The organism is Phyllobacterium sp. (assembly GCF_037994425.1).
In the GTDB taxonomy this organism is placed as follows: Bacteria; Pseudomonadota; Alphaproteobacteria; order Rhizobiales; family Rhizobiaceae; genus Phyllobacterium.
This window is the reverse complement of the sequence record NZ_JBBNAM010000384.1, coordinates 1-8,297: the sequence shown is the minus strand read 5'-3', so window position 1 is coordinate 8,297 and position 8,297 is coordinate 1. Positions and strand designations below refer to the sequence as shown.

General features: G+C 58.7%; 9 protein-coding genes and 1 pseudogene. 2 read left to right on the top strand and 8 right to left on the bottom strand.

Going from position 1 to position 8,297, the window contains the following annotated elements:
• Both AAAB35_RS25825 and AAAB35_RS25820 read right to left on the bottom strand, forming a co-directional pair.
• Window positions 1-237: pseudogene (locus AAAB35_RS25825) on the bottom strand (MFS transporter); the annotation flags it as partial.
• A gap of 182 nt (window positions 238-419) precedes the next feature.
• Entirely contained in the window at window positions 420-605 is a 186-nt protein-coding gene (locus AAAB35_RS25820) for a DUF1192 domain-containing protein (protein WP_340671202.1), read from the bottom strand.
• A 95-nt stretch (window positions 606-700) separates the two neighbouring features.
• On the opposite strand from AAAB35_RS25820, the gene AAAB35_RS25815 reads away from it, so the two are divergent.
• On the top strand, window positions 701-1,705 hold the full coding sequence (locus tag AAAB35_RS25815; protein WP_340671201.1) for an NAD(P)H-quinone oxidoreductase: 1,005 nt from the start codon (window positions 701-703) through the stop codon (window positions 1,703-1,705).
• Between the two features lie 59 nt (window positions 1,706-1,764).
• Here AAAB35_RS25815 and AAAB35_RS25810 read toward each other — a convergent pair whose 3' ends face one another.
• Entirely contained in the window at window positions 1,765-3,966 is a 2,202-nt protein-coding gene (locus tag AAAB35_RS25810) for an esterase-like activity of phytase family protein (RefSeq protein WP_340671200.1), read from the bottom strand.
• A 225-nt stretch (window positions 3,967-4,191) separates the two neighbouring features.
• Between AAAB35_RS25810 and AAAB35_RS25805 the strand changes: the two genes are divergently transcribed.
• Complete coding sequence (locus tag AAAB35_RS25805; protein ID WP_340671199.1) at window positions 4,192-4,884, top strand: DUF1013 domain-containing protein; 693 nt, start codon at window positions 4,192-4,194, stop codon at window positions 4,882-4,884.
• A gap of 44 nt (window positions 4,885-4,928) precedes the next feature.
• Here AAAB35_RS25805 and AAAB35_RS25800 read toward each other — a convergent pair whose 3' ends face one another.
• The 5 genes from AAAB35_RS25800 to AAAB35_RS25780 all read right to left on the bottom strand — a co-directional run.
• Entirely contained in the window at window positions 4,929-5,639 is a 711-nt protein-coding gene (locus AAAB35_RS25800) for a YafY family protein (protein ID WP_340671198.1), read from the bottom strand.
• On the bottom strand, window positions 5,632-6,042 hold the full coding sequence (locus AAAB35_RS25795) for a hypothetical protein (RefSeq protein ID WP_340671197.1): 411 nt from the start codon (window positions 6,040-6,042) through the stop codon (window positions 5,632-5,634). Before AAAB35_RS25795 ends, AAAB35_RS25800 begins: the two co-directional genes overlap by 8 nt.
• Window positions 6,043-6,067: 25 nt before the next feature.
• Window positions 6,068-6,655, bottom strand: a complete 588-nt coding sequence (locus tag AAAB35_RS25790; protein WP_340671196.1) for a DJ-1/PfpI family protein — start codon at window positions 6,653-6,655, stop codon at window positions 6,068-6,070.
• A gap of 28 nt (window positions 6,656-6,683) precedes the next feature.
• Window positions 6,684-6,983 carry a hypothetical protein gene (locus tag AAAB35_RS25785; RefSeq protein ID WP_340671195.1) on the bottom strand — a complete coding sequence of 100 codons (300 nt, stop codon included), beginning with the start codon at window positions 6,981-6,983 and terminating at the stop codon, window positions 6,684-6,686.
• A gap of 80 nt (window positions 6,984-7,063) precedes the next feature.
• A partial coding sequence (locus AAAB35_RS25780) for an AMP-binding protein (protein ID WP_340671194.1) occupies window positions 7,064-8,297 on the bottom strand: 1,234 nt, incomplete at its 5' end.

The window sequence follows — 8,297 nt, the reverse complement described above, 5'->3', positions numbered from 1 at the left end:
GATCCAGGCAGTCGGCTCGACGAGGATGCCGGTCAGAAGGGCAACGATCGCCGCGATCGAGGCGAAGGCGCTGAAGGCTCGTACATGGCCCACGCGTCGCACCAGACGCGGTGCAAGCAGGCAGGATGCTATGAAGCCTCCCGCCCAGGCCGTTCCAAGGAGACCGAGCGAAGTCGTTGAAAAGCCCTCGGCACCGCCGCGCAGTGGCAGCAGCAGGCCGTGCAGGCCGGACGCCATGACAAGAAACGATGTGCCACAGAGGAGCGCGAAGACCTGAATGAACGAACGAAACACGGCAAAACCTTGAATGAGAATGATTGGAGGGCCCGACTCGTGAACTCCGCCGGCATCGAGTCCGTTTCATGGAGCAATACGGAAACTTGATGGCATCCTTATTGCGCTTGTCGAAATATCAGGCATTACCGGAAGAGCGCTTCGGCGGCGACCTTGCTGTTGCCCTTGCGTGACCGTTCTTCTTCGAGGCGCGTGATTTCAGCGCGCAGCAGCGCGATCCGCTCGTCAAGTTCTGAGACTGATAGCAGCGACAGGTCCTGCCCTATGTCGTGAACGACCTTACGTCTTGGCTCTTCGTCGAAAACTGACATTATTTCCTCCAAGATGGGCCCTAGTATGCGAGAATACAGCCCAACCACTTGGAATTGCAAATCATTCTGGCGAATCAATCGAGAGGGAGAGCTCCATGGCCGAAAAAATACCGACAACCATGACGGCGATCGAGATCACCCAGCCCGGCGGGCCATTGGTGCTGAAGGCGGGAAAGCGCGCCGTACGTGAGCCGAATATCGGCGAACTTTTGATCGAGGTGAAAGCCGCGGGCGTGAACCGGCCCGACGTCTTGCAACGACAGGGCCACTATCCGCCGCCCGCCGGTGCCTCCGATATTCCCGGACTGGAGATCGCGGGCGACATCGTCGCCGTCGGCGACAACGGTACCCGATTTCGCGTCGGCGAGCGCGTCACCGCCCTCGTTGCTGGTGGCGGGTACGCCCAGTATTGCAACGTGCACGAATCCAATGCCCTGCCGATCCCGGCCGGGTACGGATATATAGAGGCGGCGGCCATTCCGGAAACCTATTTCACCGTCTGGCACAACGTGTTCGAACGAGGCGGTTTGAAGGAGGGAGACACTTTTCTTGTACATGGCGGCTCCTCCGGCATTGGCACGACCGCCATCCAACTCGCCCACGCCTTTGGCGCGTCGGTGATCACCACGGTCGGCTCGGAGGAAAAACGCGAAGCCTGCCTCAAGCTTGGCGCGAACAATGCCATTAATTACCGCGATGAGGATTTCGTCGCTGCGGTGAAAGAGGCGACCGCCGGCAAGGGCGCAAATCTCATCCTGGACATGGTGGGCGGCGATTATGTCGAGCGGAATTATGAAGCCGCCGCACTCGATGGGCGTATCGTCCAGATTGCATTTCTCCACGGGGCAAAGGTGACAAGCGACATTTCCAAACTGATGGTTAAACGGCTCACGCACACAGGATCAACCCTCCGCAACAGGCCGGTCGAGTTCAAGGCGGGTATCGCGCGAGCATTGGAGCTCAAAGTCTGGCCGCTACTTGCCGGGCGTCGTGTCGCGCCGGTCATCGATATGGTCTACCCATTGCACGAGGCATGGCGGGCCCATGAGCGAATGGAAGACGGGCATCATATCGGCAAGATCGTGCTCGATGTGGGCTGAAACAACAAAGGCCGCAGGTGCTCATCTGCGGCCCCTTCGTTTTTCGCGACACGAAAATCTCAGTTTGTCGCCTGGACCTTGCCGATCCCGAAGAACATTGTTTCGCCGGATGAATCGTCGACGCCGTCATTGTCGGTGACGGCATAGCCGTTGCCGTCGGCATCGATGGTGAAACCTTCCAGCTTCTCGACGACATAGCCGTTCGAAGCCTTCAGATCGCCCAAAAAGTCATGCGCAAGCACCTTGGTTACGACCGGAAGCTTCTCGCCGATCTTGGCCGGCTTCAAGCCGTCAAGCGCAACGCGGTAGAGCCGCTTGATCGCTGCCTTCTGACCAATCTGATTGTCGCGTTCAACGATGTAGAGCTGCCCATCGTGAGCGGTTATCTCTGAGAGGCCAACCCAGCCATTTTCGGTCTTGTCGAGCGGATAGGCAACGGCACCCCAGCTTTTGTCCTTGACGTTATAGGCAAGCAGCTTGACGAAGCCTTTCTCGTCATCTTTCCACTCGCGCTGGATGGCCATCCACAGGATCGCGTCATCGCCTTCTCCAATGCGGGTAACGCCTTCGAGACCATAGCGTGTCTGGCTGGAGAGGAGCTCTTCCGGCAAGGCGAACTCCTTCTTGATCTCGCCCTTGTCGTTCACGTTGAGGATCGCATGCGGTACGAGCTTGGCCTGGTCACCCTCGTTGGCAAGCCAGAAACCGCCCTGCCCGTCCGTGGTGATGCCCTCGATATCGAGCTTCTGGGCTGCTTGTCCGCCGCGCTTGACAACGAGCGCGTCCGTGATCTTCGCCGGCGTCTGCTTGGCATCGACGGTAAAGATCGTCGGCGATGAGTAGTAGAACGAGTCGGACACGGCATAGAGTCTGCCCGGCTCCTTCAAATCGCCGACGAGACCGGAAAGGGCGCCCCAGCCGAGTGGTGTGCCGTCGTCCTTGGTCGTCGAGACGATCTGCGGATAGTTAGGCTGCTGATCCTTGAGTTCGTAGATCATGACGTGCGAACGGGCACCACCATCCTTGACGAGATCGGACTCGTTGGCTGTCACGAGAAGATTGCGCGAGGGAATGGCAAGGACGCCTTCCGGTCCAATGCCCGAAGGGAGCAGTTGAACGAATTGGGGGTCCGTACCCGTATCTTTATAGACACCGACGAGGGAAGCGCGCTCGCTCGCGACGAAAAGGTAATTGGTTTCGCCGAATTTGCCGACCTCAGCGCCTTCGAGCTCGACCCCCTTCTTGTTGCGCTTGTCCGGGTAGTGGCCGGCTTCCGCCATCTTCCACTCGAGCGACGGCCCAGACTCATAGAGGAGCTTGCCGTCCTTGGAAAAGACGGTGAAGCTGCGGGAGCCACCCTTGTAGTCACCTTCATTGGTGATGACGAAACGATCATTGTCGAGCCACTTGATCGTGTCGGGCTCGCGCAGCACGCCTTTCATGCTGCCGTCGAACTTGAGCGCACCGTCATTCTTGACGTCGATCTTGTCTAGATCGACCGCACCTGCCGGGAAATGATGGACGATCTTGCCGGTCGCGGCATCGACGATGGCGATATGGTTGTTTTCCTGCAGCGTAACAGCGATCTGATTATCCTTGTTGATCGAAACGAACTCCGGTTCTGCATCCTCCGGCGCGATCTCCGAAAGCCCCGTCAACTCGACAGTCTTCATAGCTGCGCAATCGGGCGAGCCGTCTTTCAGCGCTAGGACCTTGAGGTTGCCGGATGGAAGCTGCGGTATCGCGCCGTCATTGACCTCTTCGTCGCGCTCGTTCTCGATGACAATGGCCGCAAATGTCTGATCCGGGGAGATCGCGACAGAATCCGGCTGCCCACCAAGGTCGCAGCTTGAGAGCACCTTGCGCGATGCGATGTCGATGATGTCGAGGCGACCCGACGGGTTGACCTTGTCTTTAGAGGTATTGACCGCAGCGAAGACCTTACCATTGAGCGCCGCAACCGAAGTCGGCTCGCCCTCGACCTTGATCAGTCCGCCAGCTTGCGGCTTGGCCGGGTCAGTGATGTCGATGAAGCCGATCGAACCGTAGGGACTATCGGAGTAAATCAACGTCTTGCCGTCGCCGGATACCGTAATGATCTCTGCGGACGTCGGCTTCGATTTGTCTGCGTCGTGCGGCAGGTTATCAGCCACGGGAAAGCTGGCGATTCGATTGAAAAGAGGATCGGCGGCGGCAGGCAGGGCTACGGATGCGAGGAGCGCTCCGCAAAGCCCAAGATACAGCGATTTCCTGTTAGACATATTAGACCTCCGGTTGTGTTTGCGGAGATCGTTGGCGCAGCCGCATTGCAGCACGATGACAGTTTCGTGACAGTTCGATGAAACGGCGAGGCGGGTCATCACACGGCTGAATCGGATTCTTGCTCATCGGTTAAAATGAAGCTATATAACGCCTCGAATTCCCGGAAATTGTGGTTGAACCCACGTCCCGCGCCACCGGAGCGGACGAACGAGAGGATTATATCTATGGCCACCCAGCTTCTTATGCCAAAGGCAACGGCCGTCTGGCTTGTCGACAATACTGCCCTTTCCTTCGAACAGATCGCTGCTTTCTGCAAGTTACATCCGCTCGAAGTGAAAGCGATCGCCGATGGCGAGTCTGCACAAGGCATCAAGGGCCTCGACCCGCTGATCACGGGCCAGCTTTCGCGCGAGGAAATCGCGCGCGGCGAAGCCGACATCAACCACAAGTTGAAGATTTCCGATCCGAAGGTTCGCGTTCCTGAAACCAAGCGCAAGGGCCCGCGCTATACGCCACTGTCCAAGCGTCAGGATCGTCCGAACGCCATTCTTTGGCTGGTCCGCAACCATCCTGAACTGAAGGATGCACAGATTTCGCGGCTGATCGGTACCACGAAATCCACGATCGAGCAGATCCGCAACCGCACGCATTGGAACTCCAACAATCTGCAGCCTATGGATCCGGTAACGCTCGGTCTTTGCTCGCAGATCGATCTCGACATCGAAGTCGAGCGTTCCTCACGCGGTCGCCCGGCACAGCCGATTGAAAGCGGTGATACGCTGCTGCCGGCTTCGGCAACGGAAAACCTCGATGTGCAGCCGCAGGTCCGTGAAGAGGATGAAGAGCTCGATGCCGACAAGGTCTTCGCCAAGCTGTCGTCGCTTAAGGGCCGTAACCAGGACGAAGACGAGCAGTAATTTCTTCCCGACAAAAGGTGAAAGCCCGGCTATGCCGGGCTTTTTTATGAGGCCTTCGCCCGCGTTTCGGGCGTCTCGCTGAGTTCGACCCGGCGATAGAAATCAGCGAGTGTCTTACCGCGCTCCTGGCGGAAAATTCGATCGATCTTCTCGACCTTCGCTATGCGGTCGATACGGAATGTGCGGAAATCATTGCGTAGCTCGCACCAACTGATCAACGTCCACACCTTGCCCCAGAACCAGAGGCCGAGTGGCCTGATGTTCCTGCTGCTCTCCTTGCCCTCAAGATCCGTATAGGTGATCGAAAGCACCCGGCATTGCTCGGAAGCATTCTCTGCAAGATCGATCAGCGCTCGATCATTCTCAGTGATGCTCGTTCCAGAAGCATGGATATGTGTATTGGTGATGCGCGGGCGCTCTTCTTTGGGCAGGACAGCGCCAATCTTGATGATGGCTTCTTCGGCAGCGCGCGCCATCGAGGCGCCGCCCCATGCCGTTATGAGCCGTGCACCAGCGACAAGCGCGACGACCTCGTCGCGTGTGAACATCAGTGGCGGCAGATCGAACCCCTCGCGCAGGATGTATCCCACGCCCGCCTCGCCGTCGATCGGCACGCCGGTCGATTGCAGATCGGCAATGTCGCGGTAGATGGTTCGTTCAGACACCTCGAGCTTGTCGGCAAGCTGGCGTGCCGTAACGAGCCGGCCACCGCGGAGCTTCTGTACGATCTGGAAAAGCCGATCCGCCCTACGCATCGCTCAATCCTTCCCGCCGGCGCTGTTCGAGTACGAACGCCGCACCAAACGATAGTTTCGTGATCGTCGGCGTCCTGACGTTTACAACGCGCCAAAATGGTGTGATTGCCTCCGCATCGCCTGTCCGTTGGTACGCCTCGTAGGCAGCCTCTGCGACGGTCCGCAGATGGAAGCCAGTAGTAATCGGGCAGGTTACCTGCGCACTGTGCTCCTTTGCCATCGCCCGCCGCATCGTCCTCACATCCATCTCCGCCCCTTTGGGGAGCGCACGAATGAAATCATCGATTTGGCGCGCGGTCGGGACGAGCATGATTTCCCCCGCCTTCATACCCGCGATACTGATCGGCGCGGGTTTAACCTCGTGCTGATCGTCGGTGTTCAGCTTCTCAGTCCACGTCTTCATGTTACGCGTCCTCGCTCGGCCCGTTTCAAGCCGTCTGGTATTCCCGCGCAATGAACGCGCGCATCTCGGCCACCTGACCGCCCTGCTCCGGCAGCAAGGCCTCTAGGAAACTCGTCGCAAATGTGCCCGGCGCGGCTCCGGATGCGCTGACAATGTGAGCATCGCGCACCGCGTGCGGCACATCCTGATAAAGCTCTGCCCCTGGATACTCTCCGATCTTCGACTGTATCCACCCGGCACCATTGCTCGTGTGGCGGCGGCCTTCGAACAGGCCGGCGCGCGCCAGCGCGAGTGTTCCGCCGCATATGCCTCCGACGATCGCTCCGCGTGCCAGAGTGGCATTCAGCAGCGGCGAAATGTCAGGAGCGTTTTCTTCGGTCCAGCTATCCGCGCCGATCACAGCGAGACCGTTGAGGTCGGCATTCTCTTCCGGCGTGACGCCGCGATCAGGAGTAAGCTTTAGCCCGCCAATCGAACGGAGCGGGCCCGTCGATGGTGACAAAGCAACGACGCGCCCACCAAACCATTCGGTGGCAGAGCCTGAAAGCAAACCAAATTCCCAATCGGCGAACTTATCGACGAATACCAGTCCGATCAGCTTTTTCGGTTCCATGCCGCTACTCCCATTGCGATTATAAAGCTCAGTACTCTAGCCCGAAACGACGGGATTTGCTCGCCTTTTTGGCCTGGAACGACCTTGTCCAATCGACGTGCCGTAACGGTAGCTCCACACCGGCACTTTCGGTGCCGACGTCCGCATCCTTCATTGATCCTCGACGTGCGAGCCGTTCAGCATAGGCATCCGGCCAGCCAATATCCTTGAGCACATGCTCGGGGAGCGAGTTGAGGTGCCGCTCGGTGCGCAGTTCCTCGCGATAGGCTGCGAAGTCAGTCAACAGACGCCTTACTGTCTGAACAATGCCAAAATCTACGTAAGTCATAACCCTGTCTCCTTCTCATCACGGAGACACTATCGCACACCCCTACTGACAACCTTCTGTCAGGAGGATGTCATGAGGGTTCAATCAATTTTTGCGCCGATTCCCCGAGCGTCGAGAACTTCCTTGATCTCATCGAGGATCGCCGGATCATCGATTGTCGCCGGCATATTCCAGGGTTCCCGATCGGCGATTTTCTGCATCGTGCCACGTAATATCTTGCCGGATCGTGTCTTCGGCAGTCGCTTCGCCGTAAGTACCAGCTTGAATGCCGCCACAGGTCCGATCCTTTCGCGGATGAGTACGACGCAGTCCTGCTCGATCTCCGCTTCCGCGCGCGTGACGCCGGATTTGAGCACGATGAAGCCGCAAGGAACCTGCCCCTTCAGATGGTCGGCAATGCCGATGACCGCACATTCGGCGACGTCGGGATGGCTGGCAAGCACTTCTTCCATGGCGCCGGTCGAAAGCCGGTGTCCGGCGACGTTGATGATGTCGTCGGTTCGGCTCATGATGTAGATGTAGCCATCCTCGTCGACGATCCCCGCATCGGCTGTTTTGTAGTAACCCGGAAACTCGCTGATGTAGGCGTCGCAAAAGCGCTTGTCGGCATTCCACAGGGTGGGCAGGCATGAGGGCGGCAAGGGCAGCTTGACGACGATATTGCCGAGTTCGCCGCGCTTCACCGGGTGACCGGCATCGTCGAGGACTTGAACGTCATACCCCGGCATCGGCACGGTGGGCGAGCCGTATTTGACCGGTAGCATGCCGAGACCCGCAGGATTGGCCGCCATGGGCCAACCGCTTTCCGTCTGCCACCAATGGTCGATGACGGGTACGCCAAGTCTCTCCTCCGCCCATTTGATGGTGTCGGTATCCGCGCGTTCGCCGGCCAGGAACAGGTACTTCAGAGAGGAAAGGTCGTACTTCCCAATGAACTCGCCTTTCGGGTCCTCTTTCTTGATGGCACGGAACGCGGTCGGCGCCGTGAACAGCACTTTGACCTTGTGTTCGGAAATTACCCGCCAGAAAGCACCGGCATCCGGCGTGCCGACCGGCTTGCCTTCATAGAGAATGCTGGTGGCGCCGATGAACAGCGGCGCATAGGCGATATAGGAATGACCGACGGCCCAGCCGATATCGGAGGCAGCCCAGAAGACGTCGCCGGGCCTCGTATCGTAAATCGCACCCATCGACCAGGCCAGCGCCACCAGATGCCCGCCATTGTCGCGCACGACGCCTTTGGGCTGGCCGGTCGTGCCGGATGTATAGAGAATATAGAGCGGGTCGGTTGCCTTGACGACCGCGCAAGGAACC

What these genes read in the sequence shown, in the direction of transcription:
- AAAB35_RS25815 (WP_340671201.1), top strand. Translation starts at nt 701, where the DNA reads ATGGCCGAAAAAATACCGACAACCATGACGGCGATCGAGATCACCCAG.
- AAAB35_RS25785 (WP_340671195.1), bottom strand. Translation starts at nt 6,983, where the DNA reads ATGACTTACGTAGATTTTGGCATTGTTCAGACAGTAAGGCGTCTGTTG.
- AAAB35_RS25810 (WP_340671200.1), bottom strand. Translation starts at nt 3,966, where the DNA reads ATGTCTAACAGGAAATCGCTGTATCTTGGGCTTTGCGGAGCGCTCCTC.
- AAAB35_RS25805 (WP_340671199.1), top strand. Translation starts at nt 4,192, where the DNA reads ATGGCCACCCAGCTTCTTATGCCAAAGGCAACGGCCGTCTGGCTTGTC.
- AAAB35_RS25795 (WP_340671197.1), bottom strand. Translation starts at nt 6,042, where the DNA reads ATGAAGACGTGGACTGAGAAGCTGAACACCGACGATCAGCACGAGGTT.
- AAAB35_RS25790 (WP_340671196.1), bottom strand. Translation starts at nt 6,655, where the DNA reads ATGGAACCGAAAAAGCTGATCGGACTGGTATTCGTCGATAAGTTCGCC.
- AAAB35_RS25820 (WP_340671202.1), bottom strand. Translation starts at nt 605, where the DNA reads ATGTCAGTTTTCGACGAAGAGCCAAGACGTAAGGTCGTTCACGACATA.
- AAAB35_RS25800 (WP_340671198.1), bottom strand. Translation starts at nt 5,639, where the DNA reads ATGCGTAGGGCGGATCGGCTTTTCCAGATCGTACAGAAGCTCCGCGGT.